Origin of the sequence: Exiguobacterium sp. Leaf187, from assembly GCF_001423925.1 — a bacterium.
GTDB lineage: Bacteria > Bacillota > Bacilli > Exiguobacteriales > Exiguobacteriaceae > Exiguobacterium_A > Exiguobacterium_A indicum.
Genome location: NZ_LMPR01000009.1, coordinates 1,672,947 through 1,693,713, shown reverse-complemented (window position 1 = coordinate 1,693,713; position 20,767 = coordinate 1,672,947). Strand labels below are relative to the sequence as shown.

19 protein-coding genes are annotated in these 20,767 nt (G+C 50.6%); 14 read left to right on the top strand and 5 right to left on the bottom strand.

The window, feature by feature from the left end; all coding sequences use genetic code 11:
• Positions 1 to 8 precede the first annotated feature (8 nt).
• Complete coding sequence (locus tag ASF99_RS12900; protein WP_055969138.1) at positions 9 to 1,277, bottom strand: O-antigen ligase family protein; 1,269 nt, start codon at positions 1,275 to 1,277, stop codon at positions 9 to 11.
• Between the two features lie 338 nt (positions 1,278 to 1,615).
• On the opposite strand from ASF99_RS12900, the gene ASF99_RS12895 reads away from it, so the two are divergent.
• From ASF99_RS12895 to ASF99_RS12835, 13 genes are read left to right on the top strand one after another with little or no spacing between them, the layout of a single operon-like run.
• Positions 1,616 to 2,251, top strand: a complete 636-nt coding sequence (locus ASF99_RS12895) for a YveK family protein (protein ID WP_235147600.1) — start codon at positions 1,616 to 1,618, stop codon at positions 2,249 to 2,251.
• A 21-nt stretch (positions 2,252 to 2,272) separates the two neighbouring features.
• Positions 2,273 to 4,138: a polysaccharide biosynthesis protein gene (locus ASF99_RS12890; RefSeq protein ID WP_023469400.1), complete on the top strand. Its 1,866-nt coding sequence runs from the start codon at positions 2,273 to 2,275 to the stop codon at positions 4,136 to 4,138.
• 15 nt (positions 4,139 to 4,153) lie between these two features.
• On the top strand, positions 4,154 to 5,413 hold the full coding sequence (locus ASF99_RS12885) for an oligosaccharide flippase family protein (RefSeq protein WP_055969136.1): 1,260 nt from the start codon (positions 4,154 to 4,156) through the stop codon (positions 5,411 to 5,413).
• 12 nt (positions 5,414 to 5,425) lie between these two features.
• Positions 5,426 to 6,712 carry a glycosyltransferase family 39 protein gene (locus ASF99_RS12880; protein ID WP_055969134.1) on the top strand — a complete coding sequence of 429 codons (1,287 nt, stop codon included), beginning with the start codon at positions 5,426 to 5,428 and terminating at the stop codon, positions 6,710 to 6,712.
• Positions 6,702 to 7,736, top strand: coding sequence for an NAD-dependent epimerase (locus ASF99_RS12875; protein WP_055969131.1), 1,035 nt, complete (start codon positions 6,702 to 6,704; stop codon positions 7,734 to 7,736). The genes ASF99_RS12880 and ASF99_RS12875 overlap by 11 nt, the downstream gene beginning before the upstream one ends.
• Positions 7,726 to 9,075, top strand: a complete 1,350-nt coding sequence (locus ASF99_RS12870; protein WP_055969129.1) for a phenylacetate--CoA ligase family protein — start codon at positions 7,726 to 7,728, stop codon at positions 9,073 to 9,075. Before ASF99_RS12875 ends, ASF99_RS12870 begins: the two co-directional genes overlap by 11 nt.
• A gap of 12 nt (positions 9,076 to 9,087) precedes the next feature.
• Positions 9,088 to 10,431 (top strand): nucleotide sugar dehydrogenase, encoded by a 1,344-nt coding sequence (locus tag ASF99_RS12865; protein ID WP_023469395.1) that lies wholly within the window; start codon positions 9,088 to 9,090, stop codon positions 10,429 to 10,431.
• Positions 10,419 to 11,528 carry a glycosyltransferase family 4 protein gene (locus ASF99_RS12860; RefSeq protein WP_055969127.1) on the top strand — a complete coding sequence of 370 codons (1,110 nt, stop codon included), beginning with the start codon at positions 10,419 to 10,421 and terminating at the stop codon, positions 11,526 to 11,528. The genes ASF99_RS12865 and ASF99_RS12860 overlap by 13 nt, the downstream gene beginning before the upstream one ends.
• A gap of 15 nt (positions 11,529 to 11,543) precedes the next feature.
• Positions 11,544 to 12,164 (top strand): sugar transferase, encoded by a 621-nt coding sequence (locus tag ASF99_RS12855; RefSeq protein ID WP_055969124.1) that lies wholly within the window; start codon positions 11,544 to 11,546, stop codon positions 12,162 to 12,164.
• Positions 12,145 to 13,218, top strand: a complete 1,074-nt coding sequence (locus ASF99_RS12850) for a lipid II:glycine glycyltransferase FemX (RefSeq protein ID WP_055969121.1) — start codon at positions 12,145 to 12,147, stop codon at positions 13,216 to 13,218. The genes ASF99_RS12855 and ASF99_RS12850 overlap by 20 nt, the downstream gene beginning before the upstream one ends.
• Positions 13,215 to 14,366: an aminotransferase class I/II-fold pyridoxal phosphate-dependent enzyme gene (locus ASF99_RS12845; RefSeq protein WP_055969118.1), complete on the top strand. Its 1,152-nt coding sequence runs from the start codon at positions 13,215 to 13,217 to the stop codon at positions 14,364 to 14,366. The genes ASF99_RS12850 and ASF99_RS12845 overlap by 4 nt, the downstream gene beginning before the upstream one ends.
• A gap of 23 nt (positions 14,367 to 14,389) precedes the next feature.
• Complete coding sequence (locus tag ASF99_RS12840) at positions 14,390 to 15,133, top strand: hypothetical protein (RefSeq protein WP_035396081.1); 744 nt, start codon at positions 14,390 to 14,392, stop codon at positions 15,131 to 15,133.
• 29 nt (positions 15,134 to 15,162) lie between these two features.
• Entirely contained in the window at positions 15,163 to 16,059 is an 897-nt protein-coding gene (locus ASF99_RS12835; protein ID WP_023469389.1) for an LCP family glycopolymer transferase, read from the top strand.
• Between the two features lie 239 nt (positions 16,060 to 16,298).
• Here ASF99_RS12835 and ASF99_RS12830 read toward each other — a convergent pair whose 3' ends face one another.
• The gene (locus tag ASF99_RS12830; RefSeq protein WP_035396083.1) at positions 16,299 to 16,904 is read right to left on the bottom strand and encodes an AmiS/UreI family transporter; all 606 of its coding nucleotides are present in this window, start codon (positions 16,902 to 16,904) and stop codon (positions 16,299 to 16,301) included.
• A 146-nt stretch (positions 16,905 to 17,050) separates the two neighbouring features.
• Positions 17,051 to 18,280 (bottom strand): SH3 domain-containing protein, encoded by a 1,230-nt coding sequence (locus tag ASF99_RS12825; protein WP_023469387.1) that lies wholly within the window; start codon positions 18,278 to 18,280, stop codon positions 17,051 to 17,053.
• A gap of 145 nt (positions 18,281 to 18,425) precedes the next feature.
• On the opposite strand from ASF99_RS12825, the gene ASF99_RS12820 reads away from it, so the two are divergent.
• Positions 18,426 to 19,331, top strand: coding sequence for a Gfo/Idh/MocA family protein (locus ASF99_RS12820; protein WP_055969115.1), 906 nt, complete (start codon positions 18,426 to 18,428; stop codon positions 19,329 to 19,331).
• Positions 19,332 to 19,405: 74 nt separating this feature from the next.
• Here ASF99_RS12820 and ASF99_RS12815 read toward each other — a convergent pair whose 3' ends face one another.
• Both ASF99_RS12815 and ASF99_RS12810 read right to left on the bottom strand, forming a co-directional pair.
• Positions 19,406 to 20,020, bottom strand: coding sequence for a hypothetical protein (locus ASF99_RS12815; RefSeq protein WP_152995325.1), 615 nt, complete (start codon positions 20,018 to 20,020; stop codon positions 19,406 to 19,408).
• A complete protein-coding gene (locus ASF99_RS12810) occupies positions 20,017 to 20,700 on the bottom strand; it encodes a hypothetical protein (RefSeq protein WP_035396091.1) in 684 nt (227 codons plus the stop codon). The genes ASF99_RS12815 and ASF99_RS12810 overlap by 4 nt, the downstream gene beginning before the upstream one ends.
• Positions 20,701 to 20,767: the final 67 nt, after the last annotated feature.

The following is a 20,767-nucleotide window of genomic DNA, read 5'->3' as shown; positions in this document are numbered from 1 at the left end:
TAGGTGCTCTAGGTGTGGGTACTGTCGTGAGGTGGAAGTCGACGAAGCGACGTATAAGCGAGAAGGCTGAGCCAAATAAAATAAAATCCACTCGGTCTAACGAGAATGCTTTCCGTGAATTGAAGTAGTCCGAGCCAGCTTGCAAGCAACAGTGCGAGAAACGCGAGATCCGTTGTCTGAATCCGAAACAGTCGATAGAACAGATACAGAAAGACTGCGCCGTACAGCAAACAACCGATGAGTCCAAATTCATAGAGATAAGTGATCGGTGTACTGTGGAACGTATAGAGAACTTGTTCGTTCAGTTGTTCCTCCAGTCCGCGTGGGGCACTTCCGATCCCGTGCCCGAACCAAAGCGAATCAGCGGAAGCGCGCCATCCGGCTTGCCAGAGCGTCAATCGTCCGTTGAGACTGAGCAAACGGGGAAGCAGTCCTTGAAACGTAAAGACGGCTAGGAGGATCAAGCTGCCCGTTACGTAACACGCTGTCACCTGCACCCGCTGTCTCGTTCCCGGAACCATTCGAATACTCGTCAGCAGGGCAAGGAGGAGAAAAGAATAGATTCCTGTCTGCGAACCGCTTCTGAGTAATGCGATGATGATGAGAAGGAGGAGGACGGCGTGCAGAAAGCTTTGCCGACGCGGGAACTGTTTGAGCAAGTAGAACCAAGCAAACAGTCCGCCTGGAACAAGCCATGCTGCAAGCGTATTCGGATTGTTCATCAGACCAGCGAGGCGAAGGAATGAACCTTGTTCCCCGACGTACAGTTGAGGAAATGACAAAGGACCGATCCGAAGCCATTGCAGGTTTTCGACCGGAACATACTCTGAACCAAATGAGACGATGAGGGCATAGAAAGCGAGAAAGACGGCTTGTCCATAAAGAAAGTGACACAACAGCCGTTGCCATTGTTCGATTGATGTACGCGAGAGCGAAGAGACGATGCCAACGAACAGCCAAGTCGAGATGAGGTAAAGCGAAGCAAGAATACGATCCGTATTCGTGTTAAAGAAGAAAAAAACGATATGAAATGTCAGATAAATCAGAAAAATTAGTGCGATTTGATATCCTCTCGCCCGATTGGCGCGATAGAACGGTCGTAAGATGAGCCAACAGACGCTGAACAGAACGATGTAGACCGGAAGCAACCAAAGAGACCACTGTTTCGGCAACACTTCGTCCGTGAAGGATAAGGGACGAATCCAAGCATCGAGCATGATCCAAGCGACTAGGATGGATAAGGCAAACGATGTGGGTATATTGGCTGATTTTAACATGATTTCTAAAGACTATCCACCCTTCATATAGGACTTATTACCGATTTGAACACTTTTTAATCATCAAATTGGTATTTACCCTTATCTTTCAAAACATCATGCAGATAAATGAAAAAAGATTAAGAAAAACGTGATCATTTTTTCGTGAATCGCGTTTTTTTCGTGACATGAATTCATACGGTGAACTAGTGTTGCGCAAGCGAGATAGCTACCGAAAAAAATATAATCATTTCCACCAAGCTCTAATTGTTTTGGGATTCGATTGGAAATAAGGTGTAGATATAACCAATGTCCATCCATTCGGTCAAGTCAGAAAGAGGTGAACAACAGTGAGCTCGATGCATCAAAGAAAAACCTTCGGAGATCATTTGACGACGCTCCGACGCGGCTGGTGGCTACTCGCACTCTTCATGATTCTCTTCGCGGGTGCTGGATATGCACTCAGCATGTATGTCATTCCAAAGACATACGAGGCGACGGCCTACATCCTCGTCGTTCCTCAAGCGAACGCTGAGGCGACATCGACGCCGACACTCGTCAGTACCTATCAAGATATCTTACGAAGCCCAGAGGTCGTCGATCAGGTCGCCCAAAAGATGAACGTCACCGACAAGCGGTTATTCGATTTGACGGATCGTCTGACGGTCTCGAGCAATCTCGATTCGCAAGTCATCGCCTTATCCGTCACAGATCGTTCGGCGGAGCAGGCAGCGATTCAAGCGAATACGATGACGGAAGTCTTCCAGGACTATCTCCCGCAACTGATTAACACGAGTAAGACGGAAGTGTTCTCGAGTGCACGGATTCCAACGAACCCCGTATCACCGAACATTCTGATGAATACAGGGATAGGTGGCGTCCTTGGTCTGATGCTCGGACTCCTGATCGTCTATTCTCGCTCGTTAAGCAAAAAGGAAGCGACACGTGAATCCACTGATAGTTATCCGAAAGCAATTCCCCGCACCCATTCATGAGAGAGGAGAGGAGACACCGTCATGCAGCATTCCCCGCTCACCCCGTACCGTCGGCAGTTGAAGATTGGACTCCTTCGCCTGATCGACGCCGGAATCATCGCACTCGCGACTGTCGTTACGTTCTATTTCTTTAATCCGCTCCATCTCACCGTCAACTTCGAGTTGCAGGATGCACTCGAAATCGCTCTCATCCAGTGGGTCGCCCTCACGTTCGTCGCACACTGGATGCGCTTCTATCAAATCATCTGGCGTTACGCAAGCCTTCGTGATCTCGCCGTTCTCCTCGTCGTCGTCCTCGCCAGCAGCTTCGTCTTACTAGGACTTGAGTACGCATTGTTCGACTTCGCGGTCGAACGAGCGATCTTCCTGCAGACCGGACTCGTTTTAAACGGTATCTTATTCGTCCGGTTGTTGATTCGCGGACGTAGCTTAAGACTCGTTCCTGACAATAAGACGCTCGGCAAACGAACGCTGATCATCGGTGCCGGTGCCTCCGGTCAGATGATCACAAAAGAACTGAAACAAAAGAAATCGCATATCTTAAACGTCGTTGGATTACTGGATGATTCGCTTGAACTACGCGGGATGCGGATTCACGGTGTTCCCGTCATCGGAGCAATCGACCAACTCGAATGCATCATCGAGGAACAAAAGATTGAAGCAGTTGTTCTCGCGATCCCATCGTTACCGTATCCGCAGCGGGTTGAATTGCTGAACCGGATTAAACAAACCCAAGTCGAAGCGCATACGTTACCGATGCTCGTCGAACTGGCGTCCGGAAAGGTCTCGATCAAACAAATTCGTGAAGTCTCGATCGCTGACTTACTCGGTCGCGAACCGGTCGAACTCGATATTACGGAAATCGAACGAAGCGTTCATAGCGCGACCGTCCTCGTCACCGGTGCTGGTGGTTCGATCGGTTCCGAAATTTGCAGGCAACTGATTCGCTTCCGTCCTGAACGGCTCATCCTTCTCGGACACGGCGAAAACAGCATCTATCTGATCCGCCGGGAACTCGAGTGTCTCAGTCGGGACATCCAGTTCGAATCCGTCATCGCCGATGTGCAAGACAGTGATCGGATGCTTGAAGTCATGCGACGGTTCGAGCCGGATCTCGTCTATCACGCGGCAGCCCACAAGCACGTGCCGCTAATGGAGGATAACCCAAGCGAAGCCGTCAAGAACAACATCTATGGAACACGCAACGTCGCTCGAGCGGCGGAAGCGGCTGGTGTCAAACGCTTCGTCATGATTTCGACCGATAAGGCCGTCAATCCGACGAGTGTGATGGGGGCGACGAAACGAATCGCCGAGATGGTCATCCAGCAGATGGCACGTAACAGCGAGACGACGTTCGCCGTCGTCCGGTTCGGAAACGTCCTCGGGAGCCGCGGTTCCGTCATTCCACTGTTCAAGGAACAAATCGCGAAAGGCGGACCGATCACGATCACCGATCCCCGGATGACACGCTACTTCATGACAATCCCGGAAGCGAGTCGTCTCGTCATTCAAGCGAGTGTCCTCGCAAAAGGTGGCGAAGTGTTCGTCCTCGATATGGGTGAACCGGTCCACATCACGACACTCGCGAAGAACTTGATTCACTTGAGTGGATTCACGGAAGAGCAGATCCCAATCGTCTACAGCGGCATTCGAAAAGGCGAGAAACTCTACGAGGAACTGCTCGCTCGTGATGAAGTGCATGACGAACTCGTCTTCGACAAGATCCTTGTCGGTAAGACACGACCTTTTGGATCCGTCGACCCGTACCTGCGTGAGATCGCCCAAGCGCTCGGTCAGGACGAGGTACTCCGCCAGTATTTGTTAGACGTCACGAACGAAACCGATGCCGACCCGGTAGCACCGACGATGCGGATCGCTCGCAAATAGAGAGGAGGGGAAACGATGAAAACGGCCCGACTGTCCCGCTTCAATCTCATCTTCATTGCCGATACGGCGTATTCGCTCCATCAATGGATGATTTTGACGCTCCTGATCAAATGGAGCACACCGCTCAACATCGGTTATTTCAACTACGCCCTTGCCATCACCGCACCGATCGTCATGTTCTGTTGGCTGAACGCCAGTACGATCCTGACGGCAGAACGGGCTGGACTGACGAACTTCTGGCTCTTCATCAAGACTCGTTTTTCACTCCTCTCGGCAGGTGTGTTCGTCCTCCTTGGGGTCTATTATTTCTTCGGTGAAGCGGACATTTTACTCCTGACACTGCTTGTCTACCTGAATAAGTACATGGAATCGTTCGCTGATCTCGCTTACGGTTTCTTGCAAGGACACACTGCCTTCAAGGAAGTCGCCGTCTCGAAAATCTTCCGGAGTCTCTTGAACGTCTCGGGCGCAGCACTCGTCCTCTTTACGACCCATTCAATCCACGGATTCGTACTCGCCTTGATCGCTGGAAACTTGATCATGCTACTCGCATACGATTTACCGACAATTCGCCGCATTGGTCGCGGCTTTGACAATCAAGCGCTTGACTTACGGTACCGGTCAGGCAAGGAGCTGTTCCTTAAAGCGATGCCACTCGGCTTCGTCGCTCTTCTGATCGCCTTGAACGCAAACATTCCACGATTGTTCGTCGGTCACGCAATCGGAACGGAAGAGCTCGGTTACTACGCTAGCATCGCCTATCTACTCGTACTTGGCAGTCTGTTCATCCACTCCTTGATCGCCGTCTTACTACCGAACTTCTCGTCTGAGACGGGTGAACGTCAAAGTTTACCGGAACTGCGCAAGCTGACCCGCTCGATGTTACTGATGACGAACGTCGTCGGCATCCTGTTGATTGTCGGAGCGATCTTCTTCGGCAAGTGGGGATTGACGATTTTCTATAACGCGTCGTTCGTTCAATACCACTTGATTTTCGTCTTGATGATGGTCGCCTCACTCTTTTTCTACAACTCGACCGTCATTCAGGCACTCTTGACCGGCTTCCAGCAATTTCGGATCCAGACGATCTCGATCTTCGGTAGTGTCGTCGTCAACCTGATCGCCTGCAGCCTGTTGATTCCGCTGTATGGTCTATACGGTGCGACGATCGCTTACACCCTCTGCGCCGTTACTCAGATCGTCCTATTGTTACCAGCACTGTATCGATCCTTGTATCCACGGGACGTCACGCTCGTCGTCGAACAAAGCAGCTAAGGAGGGAAGAAGATGCGACCAATCCTACTACTCATCGTCATCGAAGCGCTCGTTTGTCAATTCGCCCGGTCGCTCTTCCCGGACACCTACGTGACCGCCTTGCTGCTCATCAACTCGGTGTTGTTTCTCTATTATCTACTCCGTCAGGCAGAGACGACGCCACTCTTTCTCGTCTTCATCATCGCTTTCTTCGTCCGGCTGGTCCTGATGTTCATCGATCTCGAGCTGTTCCGTTTACCGCCACACAGTGGGGACGATACGGAAGCTTTTCATCTCGAAGGTGTCCAAATCTTCACCGATCCGTCGACCTTCAATGATGTCGTTCGTGGCACCTATTCCAAGTTTCTCGGAATCTTCTACCTGATGTTCGGTCCTGAACGAATCCTCGCTCAGTTCTTGAACGTTATCCTCGGTGTTGTCGCTGTCGTCATCCTAGCGAAGACGCTACAACGGTTACGCTTACCGGAACGATACGTGTTCGCAGCTACACTGATCTTCGCATTTTTCCCACAAGGATTGTTGCTCTCACCGATTCTCTTGCGTGACCAGATCGTCGCTCTGGGCATCGTCTACACACTTTACTACATGGTGCGCTGGACGGAAGAGAAGTCCGGATGGCATATGACGCTCGCGTATCTCGGCTACTTCGTTAGTACAATGTTCCACTCCGGACTTGCTGTCGGGATCATCGTCTTACTCGTCTATTTCTCGTTTTATAGCCATGAGACACGACGAATGGATTTTGAACCGACGAAGGTGCGGCGACTAATCTTTCAAGTACTGATCGTCGGCTTCATCGTCTACAGCTTCCAGGATGTCTTGTTTGCAAAGTTCACCCACGTCTCAGAAAACGGTCAGTTGTTCAGCGGGATGAGTTACGACCGTGGCGGCTCCGCTTATCTGAACGGATTGACGGTGACAGGTCCAGTTGACATGATTCTCTACTCGCCGATTCGAACGATTTACTTCCTGTTCTCACCATTCCCGTGGCAATGGTCGAGCGTCATGAACATTCTGATTTTCTTCCTTGACGCCGTCTTCTACTTCATCGCCTGTTTTGCGATCGTCCGGTCCTTTAAACTGATCCGTCAGCATCCGTTCGGCAGCGTCCTCTTCTTCTTTTTCCTTCTCTTTGCACTTAACGCCGTCATCTTCGGTCTTGGAACCGGCAATGTCGGAACGGCCATCCGACACCGGTATAAGTTGTTCCCGATGTTATTCATCGTCTACACATCCGTTCACTACATGCGCTGGCAAGCGCGCCACTACTTCGAGGAGGTCGAACACCGTGCCGAATAAAACGATCTTAATTACAGGTATCGCAGGCTTCATTGGATTTCACGCCGCACGTCGTTTCATCCGGGAGGGTTACCGGGTCATCGGACTCGATGAAGTGAACGACTATTACGACCCAACGTTAAAAGAAGCCCGGCTCGCTGAACTTGGAACGGACTACACGTTTTACCGGGTCTCACTCGAAGAGACAGCAGCCGTCGCGCAGATTTTCGAACAGGAATCGATCGATCTCGTTCTCCATCTGGCAGCACAAGCAGGGGTACGGTATAGCATCGATCGACCGGACGTCTACATGACGTCAAACATCGTCGGCTTTCTCTCGATTCTTGAGGCGTGTCGGCATTACCCAGTCGAGCAACTGATTTACGCTTCCTCAAGTTCCGTCTACGGATCGAATACGAAGATGCCGTTTGCGACGACGGATGCCGTCGATCATCCGCTAAGTCTTTACGCCGCTTCAAAGAAAGCGAATGAACTGATGGCACATACCTACAGTAGCCTTTACGGGATAAAGACGACAGGCCTTCGCTTCTTCAGCGTCTACGGTCCTTGGGGACGCCCGGATATGGCACTGTTCAAGTTCACGGAAGCAATCGCGAAAGGCAAACCAATCGACCTCTACAACTACGGTGAGATGGGGCGGGACTTCACTTACGTCGACGACATCATCGAAAGTATCTACCGCCTGTTCCAGACTGAACCGGAAGTCGATGAATCGTTCGATGCCTCAAATCCCTTACCGGACCGCAGCAACGTTCCGTATCGTGTCTATAACATCGGCAGTCACAGCCCGATTCGTCTCAATGAATTCGTTGCTTTGATTGAGCGGCGCCTTGGCAAGACGGCAATCCAAAACGGGATGCCGCTTCAACCAGGCGATGTTCCAGAAAGCTTTGCTGACGTCTCATCACTGTTCGAGACGATCGGCTACCGTCCACAGACGACGGTCGAAGCGGGCGTCAATGCATTCATCGACTGGTACGAGAGTCACTACTTGCTGAAGGAGGAAATTCAAGATGGCGCTTAAAGAGGAATTCTACTATCGGTCCCCAATCTTTATCCAAAATTGGCTGACCTCCTTATACGGTCGGAAGTTAATGCAAGAACGATACGGTCCCCTCTATGAACAGAAGATGAAGGAACTCCGGAAAAAAGATCGGACGCAGGATTATAAAGCGGAACAACTCGATCGCTTGAATGCCTTTCTCATTTTTGTTGCAACGCATACGCCATACTACGCGCAACTCTTTCACGAACATGATATCCAATTACCGTTCACGTCACTCGAGCAACTGAAGACAATTCCAATCCTTGAAAAAGAAACACTTCGTCAAAACAATGACGCCTTCATGTCCCGCGTCGATGCGCCGGTTCGAGGGCGGACGGGGGGGACGAGCGGGAAGTCACTTCAAGTGGCGTTCATGCGCGAGGATGTCCAGGAACGGATGGCACATCTCGATTACTTCAAAGAACGTCATGGTTTCCACGCCGGAATGCGCCGAGCGAGTTTCACCGGACGGACGCTGACAGCTGTCGATCAAAAGAAACCAATCTTCTGGCGGATGAACCGACCACTCAATCAGTTGCTCGTCTCGATCTTTCACATGAAGGAAGAGAATTTCCCGGCCTACATCGAGGAGCTGAATCGATTCCGGCCGCAAGCACTTGACGGCACACCGACAGCGATGGTCGAAATCGCCCGCTATATGCTGAAGCATCATATAAAGCTGGATATCCCGCTGATCGCCATCTTCCCGACATCGGAAACGGTGACGGAGGAGATGCGCTCGGTTCTCGAGGAAGCCTTCAACGCACCGGTCTTCGATCAATATGGTTCTTCAGAAGGCGCACCAATCATCTCAGAATGCAGTCATCGAAAACTTCATCTCCATCATGAGACGGGCATCATCGAACCATATGGAGAGGACGGCGAAGTCGTCGTCACGTGTTTTACGACACGCGGCACACCACTGATTCGTTACCGGATCGGTGACCGGATGACACTCAGTGACGAGACCTGTAGCTGTGGACTAAACGGACCAGTCATCGCTTCGATCGATGGACGGGGAACGAGTTATATCGTCAGCGAAAAGCGGGGCAAGGTGTTCGAAGGGGATATCACGACGATTGCCCGAGAACTTCCGAACTCCGTCTTGCGACTCCAAGTCGAGCAGCACGCGCTCAATCACGTGACACTTCGGTATATTCCAGATGCGAAGCGTTTCCGTCCAAAACACGAGCAGATCCTCTTGAACGAGATGCGCAAGTTGCTCGGATCCGAGATGAAAATCGTCCTTGAGCCTGTCGAACAAGTCAAACAGGAACCGAACGGAAAAACGTTGATCGTCAAACAGTCGATGAAATAGGAGGAACCCACCATGAACAAGGCAGTCAAACACATCGTAGATACGACAGCAGCCCAAACTGGTTCACTTCCCATTGCCAACCGTTCGATTGCCGTCGTTGGACTCGGATACGTCGGTCTTCCCGTCGCTGTCGCCTTCGGCGAAAAAACAGCCGTTGTCGGCTTTGACATCAAGGAACAACGCGTTCAAGAACTGCAAGAAGGAATCGACGCGACACTCGAACTGAGTCCGTTCACGTTGAAGAACGCAACCGTCGACTACGTCTCGGATCCATCAGCACTGCAAGCGAGTGACTTCATCATCATCGCCGTTCCGACACCGATCAATGCGCAGAATCAACCAGACTTGACGCCGCTCTTACGCGCCTCACACCTCGTTGGTCGCCAGCTCAATAAAGGCGATATCGTCGTCTATGAGTCGACGGTCTACCCAGGAGCGACGGAAGAAGATTGTATCCCGGTCCTTGAAGAAGCATCCGGCTTACGCGCTGGTGTCGACTTCTTCGTCGGCTACTCACCGGAGCGGATCAATCCGGGTGACCACGAGCACACGTTCAAGACGATTAAAAAAATCGTCTCGGCTCAGGATGAACAGACACTCGATATCGTCGCGGAAGTTTACGAAGCGGTCGTCGAAGCCGGTGTCCACCGGGCTTCGTCGATCAAGGTTGCAGAAGCCGCAAAAATCATCGAAAACACACAGCGCGACCTCAACATCGCCTTGATGAACGAACTGGCAATCATTTTCGACCGGATGGACATTGATACGCTCGAAGTCCTCGAAGCAGCCGGTACGAAATGGAACTTCCTTCCGTTCCGCCCGGGTCTCGTCGGTGGTCACTGTATCGGCGTCGATCCATTCTATCTAACGATGAAAGCCGAGTCGCTCGGCTATCACCCGGAAGTCATCCTCGCCGGACGCCGGATCAACGATACGATGGGACGCTTCATCGCAACAGCGCTCGTCAAGAACCTGATTAAACAGAACATGCCGGTCCTCGGTGCTCGTGTCACGATCCTCGGCTTATCATTCAAGGAGAACGTCAGCGATATCCGGAACTCGAAAGTCGCGAACCTCGTCCGCGAAATCGAAGAGTTCGGCATTGACGTCCAAGTGACGGATCGACTCGTCGAAAAGAGTGAGGCGAAACGCGAGTACGGCATCGACTTGCTCGAGATGAGCGAACTCAAACCAGCCGACGTCGTCATCTTCGCCGTCTCACACGAAGAATACGTCGAAGGCGGTTGGAATCTAGCGCAACACTTACTGAAGGTCGGACGCGGAATCGTCGTCGACATCAAAGGCATGTTGCCACGGTCAGAACAGCCAGAGGGGGTCCACGTATGGCGCCTTTAAAAATTCTTCAGGTCTGTGCCCTTGATACGACGGCAGAGACGATGTTACAGCCGCTCTTACTCGCTTTACAAAACGCCGGGCACGACGTCGGCATTGCTTGTGCCGACACCGGTGCCTCGGTGAAACTGGTTGCAAAGGGATTCCGGATGCACGACATCCCGATCGAGCGCCGGATCGACTGGACGAGTAACTGGCGGACGATCCAAGAAATCACACGAATCTTGAAGGAGGACGGCTACGACGCCGTCCATGTCCACACACCAGTCGCTGCCGCCCTCGGACGCGTCGCCGCAAAACGGGCCGGAACGAAGCATATCGTCTACACGGCACACGGCTTTTACTTCCACGAGAAGATGGGGCGGGTGACGTACCAGCTGACGTATTCCGTTGAAAAGTGGCTAGCTCGTTTCGCGACCGATTACCTTCTCCTCCAAAGCGAAGAAGATTATCAACTCGCTCAGCGCAAACGCTTTAAGGCGAATACCCGCCTGATGCACCTTGGAAATGGGATTGACTTGACCCGCTTCTACCCACGACCACGTGAAGCCGGAGCGCCGTTTACGTTCCTCTTCATCGGTCGGATCGTCGAAGAAAAGGGGATTCTCGAACTGCTCGATGCGTTCGAGGACGTCGTCTATCGCCACCCGGAAGCCCGTCTCGTCATCGCTGGTGAGATGATGGCAAGCGAGCGGGATCAGACGACGAAACACTTATTCTTACGACGGATTCGCGAGATTCCGAATGTCGATTACCTTGGGTTCGTCGAAGACATACCGAGCTTGTTCCAACAAGTCGATGCCTTCGTCTTACCGTCGCATCGCGAAGGCGTCCCACGTTCGATCATCGAAGCGATGGCGAGCGCAAAGCCCGTCATTGCAACAAACATCCGCGGCTGCCGCGAAGAGGTCGTCGAGGGGAAAACGGGGTATCTCGTTGAAGTCCACGACATCGCGAAGCTCACCAACCGGATGAATACCCTCGTCGAACAACCGGACCGTGCCAATGAGATGGGACGGAATGGATTTGACCGTGCCATGAAACATTTCAACGAAGCCGACGTCATCAAACGACAACTTGATCTCTTTTCAGCTATGTAAAAGGAGGACGTCATCATGAAACGCACATTTGACTTCACGGTTAGTCTAATCGCCATCCTCATCCTGATTCCTGTCTACGCCGTCGTCACCTTAGTCATCTATACGAAGCTCGGACGACCGATCTTCTTCAATCAAGTCCGCCCTGGCTACAAGGGCGAGCTGTTTAAAATCTATAAATTTCGCACGATGACGAATGAAACGGATGACGAAGGAAAACTCCTTCCGGATGCGGACCGGATTCCAGCATCGCTCGAGTGGATTCGTCGCTTGAGCCTTGATGAGATCCCGCAGTTCTTAAACATCCTCCGCGGACAGATGAGTTTCGTCGGACCGCGTCCGTTACTCGTCAGCTATCTGAACCATTATACGAAGGAGCAGATGGCACGACACGATGTCTTACCTGGTCTGACAGGCTGGGCACAGATTCACGGTCGCAACGCAACGACGTGGCAGCAACGCCTCGAGCAAGATCAATGGTATGCAGCCAATCATACATTCCGACTGGATCTCTACATCCTATTCAAGACGTTCAAAATGGTCATCTCGTCAGAAGGGAACTCGACGGCTCACCAGACCGGCATGGGTGAGTTCAAGGGTCTCGACGGAGGTGTTCCCCATGATGTCGCTAAGCGATGAACGGTTGATTCGGGATCCACGCGAATGGGACGCACTCGTCGCGACCTATCAACTCGATTGTTATTACGAACATGCTTACTTCGAACTTGCGAAGGGGCCCGATGAGATTCCTGAATTATTTTATTATCCGACGGAGTTTGGGACGTTGATCTATCCGTACTTGCGGCGACCGATTCCAGGCACACGCTTTGAGGACATCACGACGCCGTACGGCTATGGTGGTCCTTATTTCATGGGTATCTGGTCACTTGATCAGATTCGCGAAGCCCGCGCGCGATTCGAACAGTACTGTCGTGAAACCGGAATCGTCACCGAGACGGTTCGTTTCCACCCTTTGCTACACAATCAGGAACTCGGTCAACACTGGTGCCATCAAACGGATATCTTGCAGCCGACGGTGACACTTGAGCTGACGGATCCGTTCGAGACGATTGAAGGTGGATTCTCGCAAATGACGCGACGTAACATCCGGAAAGCACGTCGCGAAGGCGTCTCGATTCGCCTCGGACGTCCGGAAGAGTACTCGGACTTCGCCCGTCTCTATCAGATGACGATGGACAAACATCAAGCGGATGCGCGGTATTATTTTGATCAGACCTACTTCGATCACTTCGCTGAAGGACGGATCAAAAATATCCTGTTGCTTGCTGAACAAGAGGGGCGGATCATCGCTGGGTGCATCGTCCTGACGGGTCGCCAGTTCGCACATTATCATCTCGGTGCTTCAGATCCTGCCTACTTGTCGCTTCGCCCGAATCATCTATTATTCGCGGAGATGATTCGCTGGGCAAAACAAGCTGGTCTTCAAGCGTTACATCTCGGTGGCGGAACGACACGATCCGATGCAGATAGCTTACTCGCCTACAAACGATCCTTTGGTGAAGCGAATCGAACATTTTTTGGACTCGGGACATCGATTCTTGATCCGACGATTTATGACCGGCTCGCGCGACAAATCAAACAACAACATCCGGAAATCGAGACAGGACAGTGGTTCCCGATCTACCGGACGCCGCTCCGTCAGCTGTCACCTCGAAGGGAGGAAACATCATGAAACACATCCCGCTCTCCATCCCGCACTTAAGTGGTCAAGAAGCACGTTACGTCACGGAAGCACTCGAGACGAACTGGGTCGCACCGCTTGGACCGAACGTCGACGCCTTCGAACGAGAGATGCAAGCCTACACGGGAGCTCGCGCAATGCTTGCAACGAGCAGTGGTACGGCAGCCATTCACTTGGCACTCGCGACGCTTGGTGTCACGACGGGGGATGACGTCTTCTGTCAGTCCTTGACGTTCATCGCTTCGACGAATCCGATTCGTTACGTCGGTGCTCGTCCCGTCCTGATCGATTCGGAAGAGGAGACATGGAACATGTCACCCGTCGCACTCCGACGCGCGTTGATCCAGGCGGCAACGCGAGGAAAACTTCCGAAAGCCGTCATCGTCGTTCATCTATACGGAGTCGCGGCACAAATCGAGGAGATCGCGGCGCTCTGTGAAGAGTACGATGTTCCGTTGATCGAAGACGCGGCAGAGTCACTTGGAACACGCGTCAACGGGCGGATGACGGGGACATTCGGGACGTTCGGGATCTACTCCTTCAACGGCAACAAGATCATCACGACGTCAGGTGGTGGAATGCTCGTCGCAAATGATCCAGCCTTGATCGAACGTGCCTTCTATCTCGGGACACAGGCGAGACAACCGGTCCCCCATTACGAGCATACGGAAGTCGGCTACAACTACCGGATGAGCAACGTCGCTGCTGGGATCGGACGCGGTCAACTCGAAGTCATCGATCAACGCGTCGATGCGCGGCGGAAGATCTTTGATCGTTATGAACGTGCCTTTGCACCGGGCGGCGTCACGTCGCAAGTCGAGCAGACCGGAACATTCGCCAACCGTTGGCTCAGTGCTTTTCTCTTACCAGGTGGTCAAGTGCAACGCGACGAAATGATCCAGACGCTACAACAGGTGAATGCCGAGTCCCGTCCGGTCTGGAAACCGATGCACTTGCAGCCCGTCTATCGCGACGTACCATTCATCACAGCAGAAGGGATGGATGTCAGCCGTCGTCTGTTTGAAGACGGAATCTGCCTCCCGTCTGCTTCACAAATGACGTTCACCGAACAAGCCGTCGTCATCCGAAACGTTCGTCATACCTTACAGACGAACGTACGCCGGAACGTCCAGTCATGAATATATGGGAAGGGGACATCGTCATGCGCGATATGGAGGAAGCGATCCACGCACTCCGTCTCGCTGCGAACGGGAAGAATGAATTGACGGCCAATACCTATTTCCGCTGGCAATTGAACACCACTCATCCAAGCGTCGCGGAAATCCTGATGCTGTTTGGGTCGTGGCAGATCGCCTTGGAACGAGCTGGCATCGGACAAGCCCGCTTGACGTTCACGAAATCGGAAATCATTGACGCCTTGCGTCAGGCACGGGAGGAACTCGATCCTTTCACGAGCGCGACGTACCGCGAATGGGCGCAACAAAAGCAAGCACCTAGCCTGACGGATATCGTCCATCAATTCAACTCGTGGCAGCAGGCATTGTCAGAAGCGGATATCTTAAAGGAACGCATCCAGGAAATGGAACAACGGATCATCGAGTCATTACTTGAAGCGCAAGGTGCCTTGCCGGTCTTGACGAGCCAGACCTACACGAAGTGGGCGGCTGGTCAAAATCGTCCGACCGTCGCAACGATTGCTCGCCGGTACGGCTCTTGGTCAAACGCCCTTGAAATCATCGGCATCGAATTTCCGCGAAAACGCTGGCGGGAAGAGGAGGTACTCGACGTGCTCGCCGCAGCTGCAAAAGAAACGGAACATCTGACGATCGCAAGTTACCAACGGTTCAGCATCGGACGTGATGCGCCAAGCATCGGCGTCATCACCGCTTTGTTCGGTAGCTGGCGCAATGCGTTGCTCGTACTTGAAGCGCAGAGACCGTCCTGAATTCAGATCGAAGAAAAGGAGAATGGATGATGAAGAAGTGGAAATGGATCGTGTTGACACTGACGGGGATATGCCTGCTCCTTCTCTTCGGTTCAGGCGGGTATGTGTACCATAAAGCGAGCCAGACGATGAAAGAAGTTCAAGTCCAAGTGCCAGTCAAGGCGAGCGTCGAGACAGAGAAAGCCGTCGAACAGAAAAAAGGGCTCTCCTTTTTATTACTCGGCGTCGATCAACGAAAAAACGAGACAGGACGCAGTGATACGATCATCGTCGTAACGATTGATCCGAAGACGAATAAGAGCCAAATGATCAGTATCCCGCGTGATTTGAAAACAGAAATCATCGGCAATGGATCGAACGATAAGATCAATCATGCGTATGCCTTCGGTGGTCCACAGATGGCACTCGACACGGTTAGTCATCTGCTGGATATCCGACTCGACTATTTCGCAGAAATCAATTTAGAAGGGTTCACGGATCTCGTTAATGCCGTCGATGGTGTCACCGTCGAGAACGATATCAATTTCTCATATTATGAGATGCAATTTCCAAAAGGGGAACTGTCGCTGAACGGGAAAGAAGCACTTGCCTATGCGCGGATGCGCTATGATGATCCACGCGGTGACTTTGGACGACAGATCCGTCAACGGCAAGTCGTTCAGGCGGTCACCGATAAGATGACGGAGGACTTCTCGATTCGTCGCTTCAATGCTGTCCTCGACGCACTCGGGAAAAACGTCAAGACGAACGTACCATTTTCCGTTGCCCGGACCGTCGCGACGGATTACCGGGATGCCTTACGAAATGTCGAGACCTTATCACTCGACGGGAAAGGGGGAATCGAATCGGACGGAATCTACTACTGGCATCCGACGGATAAGTCGTTGAAAGAAGTTCAAGCTCAACTAAAGGAAGCATTGGAATGACATGAGGCAAGAACGAGCGTATGCTTTGTTCGTCTCGCATCGTTTTCCTGGGACAAGCATCGTGCCGCTTCGCTTCACTGCAGGGTCACTCTTGCTTGTTTTTCCCTAGGAAGCGATGTCGAGCGAACAAATTATTTTGCTTTTCGTTTGACGTATACTACAAATAAAACAAAAAAAGATGTCCACCTCCGATTCATAACCGAAAATGGACATCTTTTTTTGATGAATCGATGAGCGTATCACGACGACCGGATCGTCCGAAGCATCGAGAATTTCATCATCGTATAGAGGAAATAGACGGTAGTCAGAAGGGCAGCACCGCTCCATAACCATTGATACGCTGAACTGAAGTAGCCGAATCGAAGCCCGATCAGTGCCGGTACGATTAATGTCAACCAGCTCAAGACGAGGGCGACACGGGCAGTGATTGCATCAATCGGGCGATTCATTCCCATTCCGAGAAAGAACAGGCTCCAGAGCAACGCCCAGAACAACCACGTCACACCACCGATGATGTCATTCGTCGTGAAACTGACGAACGCATAAAACAAGGCGGCAATCGCAACGAACAAGGAAAACCAACCGACCCCGCTCCCGTCGAGATTAAACAAGAACGTGATCCCGACGTAAACGTACGTAAAGGCAAACAGATAGATGCTCGCGTATCCGAACGTCAACGCTGGATCGCCAGCGGCACCGATGACGAGATAGGTTGCGATGAACGTCTGCAATAAACCGGTGATGAGACTGAAGACACCCGCGCTACGGAGATCGACTTTTCCGAACAAGGTCAAACTATTTAAAAAGAGCGCGACGCCCCCAAATAACAAACTGACATTTCCCACGTAAAACTCTCCTTCATTAAGACGTCAGACGTCTGATTCTAAACTTAACTCTAAGATGAATTCGTTTTCAGCGCAAGCATAATTTTAGAGACAAAATGAAAAACAACCTGACTCCCGGAAAGGGAATCAGGTTGTTGATTGAGCAATTATTGTTTTAAGACAGAGCGGAGTGTCGTTTCCGTTTGAGTGGGAGTACCTTTGAGTGTGACCAATCCATAACGGACATTCCCCTTTTTAAGGAAAAAGACGCGCGTATTGTTCGCTTCAGGAGTATATCCCGTTTTACTCGCATAAATACGAGGTTCCTTAGGTAAGGTTTTATCCGTGTGATACCACTTTAACGTCCGAGCGTAAGGTCCTTTGATGCTTGCTTTATATGATTTTCGACCGCTTACTGTAATCAGGTAGCTATAATTCGCGTATGTGTTCGCGAGTTTTTGCATATCGGCAGCTGTCGTATAGTGATTCCATTCATGAAAACCATGTGGATTAGAAAAATGACTTGCTGTCATGCCGAGTGCTTGAGCACGACTATTCATTAACGAAACGAACTTTGATTCAGAACCCGCGGTCCGAACGGCAATCGCTTTAGCGGCATCATTACCCGAGCGAATCAACATGCCATTCAAGAGTTGGCGCATCGTGACACGATCTCCCGAGCGTAAACTCGCCACACTGCTACCATACGGTACTGAAATCATGGAATACGTGAGAGTAAAAGGTTGATCCAGTGTACCGTTTCGAGCGGCTACTTCGTATCCGACGATGGCAGTCAACAACTTGGTCGTACTTGCCGGATACCGTCGGACATTACTTTGTTTCGTCGTAATATAGGAAGTAGAACCGAGTTGAAAATAGCGTAAAGAGGCAACCGGGTATTTACTAGCTGCTGTTTTCTTTCGGACGACTTGATTGGAAACGTAGCGTGTCTTTCCTCCGTCTTTAATCTTATACCATCCTTTGGAATAGGAGACTGCTTGTAGCACACTCTTGTAAGCAGCACGCCGAACGATCGTCTTACTAGAGGACGTGCTTGGTTTGGAGCGAATGTTCGCGCCAGACTTAGAGGTGACGACGAGAGCATATGTACTCGGACCGGTCACTTTTTTTGCGACTTGATTGGACAGATAACGGTAGGTGCCGCCATCTTTGATTTTGTACCAACCGTTCGAATACGATACTGCTGTGAATTTCGATTGATACGCAGCGAGGCGAACGATAGTTGCAGAGGAACTCGTACTTGGTTTAGAACGAATATTTCCTCCGGATTTGGATGTGACGACGACTTGATAACTGGCAGCTTGCGCCGGTAAAGCTGGTAGGAAAAGTGTAAACAGGATCAGGAGTATCAGACTCATTCGAAAAAATGGCTTCATAAAAAATCATTCCCTCCTTTTTGAAAATATAGATTCATCATAAAACAAAAAAAGGAAATTCACTTGTTTTCAAAAAAATTGATGCATCCGAATATAATAGTTATGAAAAGGGAATAATGGAGCAGATGAATGGAGGAGATAGTAGATGAAATTAGCCGTAGTAGGTATCGGAGATATCGCACAAAAAGCATACTTACCTGTATATGCCGCAAGAGAAGACGTGGACATTCATTTGATTTCGCGCGAAGAGGAAAAAGCGAAAAAATGGCAATCGATGTATCGTTTTTCAGGTACGTTTCCGACTTTAGAAGCGGCGTTGTCAGAGGGAATGGATGCTGTCATGATTCATTCCGCAACAAAAGCGCATGCAACACAAGCGAAGCAAGCACTTGAAGCAGGGGTGCCTGTATTCGTCGATAAGCCGATTTCGATGAACATCGAGGAAATTCGGGAGCTGGTTCAATTGGCAGAGGAAAAGAAGGTCCCGTTCATTACAGGATTCAATCGACGATTCGCGTCTGCACATCGTCGCCTGTTAGAAGTTGAATCCCCGAATATGATCATCATGCAAAAAAATCGAACGCCTTCTGTTGAGGGCGCGCAACCTTTTTTGTTTGATGATTTCATCCATGTTGCGGATACGCTGCGCTATTTGACGGGACGTGGAAAAATCGAAAACCTGCATATCCGGAGTAAGCAGGATACGAGTGGGTTGCATCACGTTACGATTCAATTCGAATCAAATGGAATTACTGCCATCGGAGTGATGAACCGGAACAATGGTGTCACGGAAGAGCGGGTAGAAGTGATGGGACCGCATGAAAAGCGGATCGCTACAGACGTGACGATGCACGAACGACAAACGAGTGAAGGAACGCTTGTCTATCCGCTAGATAACTGGGAATCGACATTGAGTCGAAGAGGATTCATTGCCTTGATTGATGCATTCTTGAAAACGATAGCGGGTGATCCGTCTGCGTCCGTCACGGCTTCAGATAGTTTAGAAACTCATGAACTCTGTCATCACATCTATCAACATGTGATGAGATGAACGAAAGCCGTACTCTGGAATCAAGAAGAGTACGGCTTTTCTATGGATGGAATCGAGGAATGGGTCTTCTACCATCACGTCACCTCATAAAGCTGATACGTCTTTTTTCCGCCTGGTCCTTCGAAGGTCAGACGAAGCGAAGAACGAACGAATCGATAGGTCACACTTCCTTCTGAAAAGAAAAGGCGAGCTGAAAGGTCAGGCTCGAATCGAATGACCTCTGTATCGTTTCGAAAAGATCCAGCTGTTCCGAAGTGATCGAATTGAAGGGATGCGACAAAGGTATTTCGTGAATCAAACGAAACGTGGATACGACCGCTCCCTTCAAACGGTTCATTTTCGAAAGTACTTCGCTCCACTTCATACGTTCCTTCAAACTGCCGGACTTGCTTGATTTTCTCTTGAGCGGTTTGTTCAATCAACTGAGCCCGTTCACGAATCGGGTGATCCGGCGCTAAATCAGACTGTTCAATCGTACGGGCAGTTCGGATTACTTCTTTGAAATGATAGCTAGCGAACTGTTGCTCCAACTTCACCATCGTTTGAGCCGCTTGACTATCCTGCTCAGTTGTCGCGCGCTCGACGACTTGAGTGTAGGCATCGTTCTCCATTTCCCTTTGAACGTTAGAGGGTGTCTCTTTACAACCTGATAAAATCAAACAGAAAAGAAGCATCCATGTATATCTCATGTTTTCACCTCAGTTCGTGTAGTGTGCGTGATTTGGAGATGATCCGTATGCAGTTGAATACGATACTGCACGCGATAGGTGACAAATGAAGGCTCGTTTCCTTGTGTCGTTTGATACGTTTCTAGCGTACGAAGTTCATAGATGGAACCATCGGATGAAAAATCCTGGAATTCAACTGTGTGAATGCGGGGTGGTGCAGCAGAAGTTGCTTTTTGGCGTAGAGCGGTCAGTGCCTGAAGTTCAGATTTGAATGCGCGAGAAGACATATATTGAATCGAAGAGAATGTCTCGATCGAATCATAACGTGTTGAAAAGGTGATGAGTTCAGGGACGGTTCCTGTATACTGACGGACGAAACGTAATACATCATACGATGTAGGCGGTTTATTTTTCGAATAGGTTTGATTATAGGCAACCTGTTCATCTGACCATTCCGAGAGACTCCATGTCTGGACTGGAGAAGGTACGACCTCTGAAGAAGAGGCATCTTTCGTCATATACCAAAATAAACTCGAGGTCATTAAGACGAAAAAAATGATTATGCATAGTAGAACAGGACGAAATGCAGATGAAGTCGGTTCCGTTTCAGGACGCTTCCGTGCGATGACGGGATGCTGGCAATAGGAGCACGCGTCATCCTCGTAGCCTAGAGGTGTTCCGCAAAGTGAACAACGTTCCATAAGACAAGTCCTCCTAAGTGTATGAAATTCAATTTCTTGTCGGTATCTTATTTATTGAAATCATTTC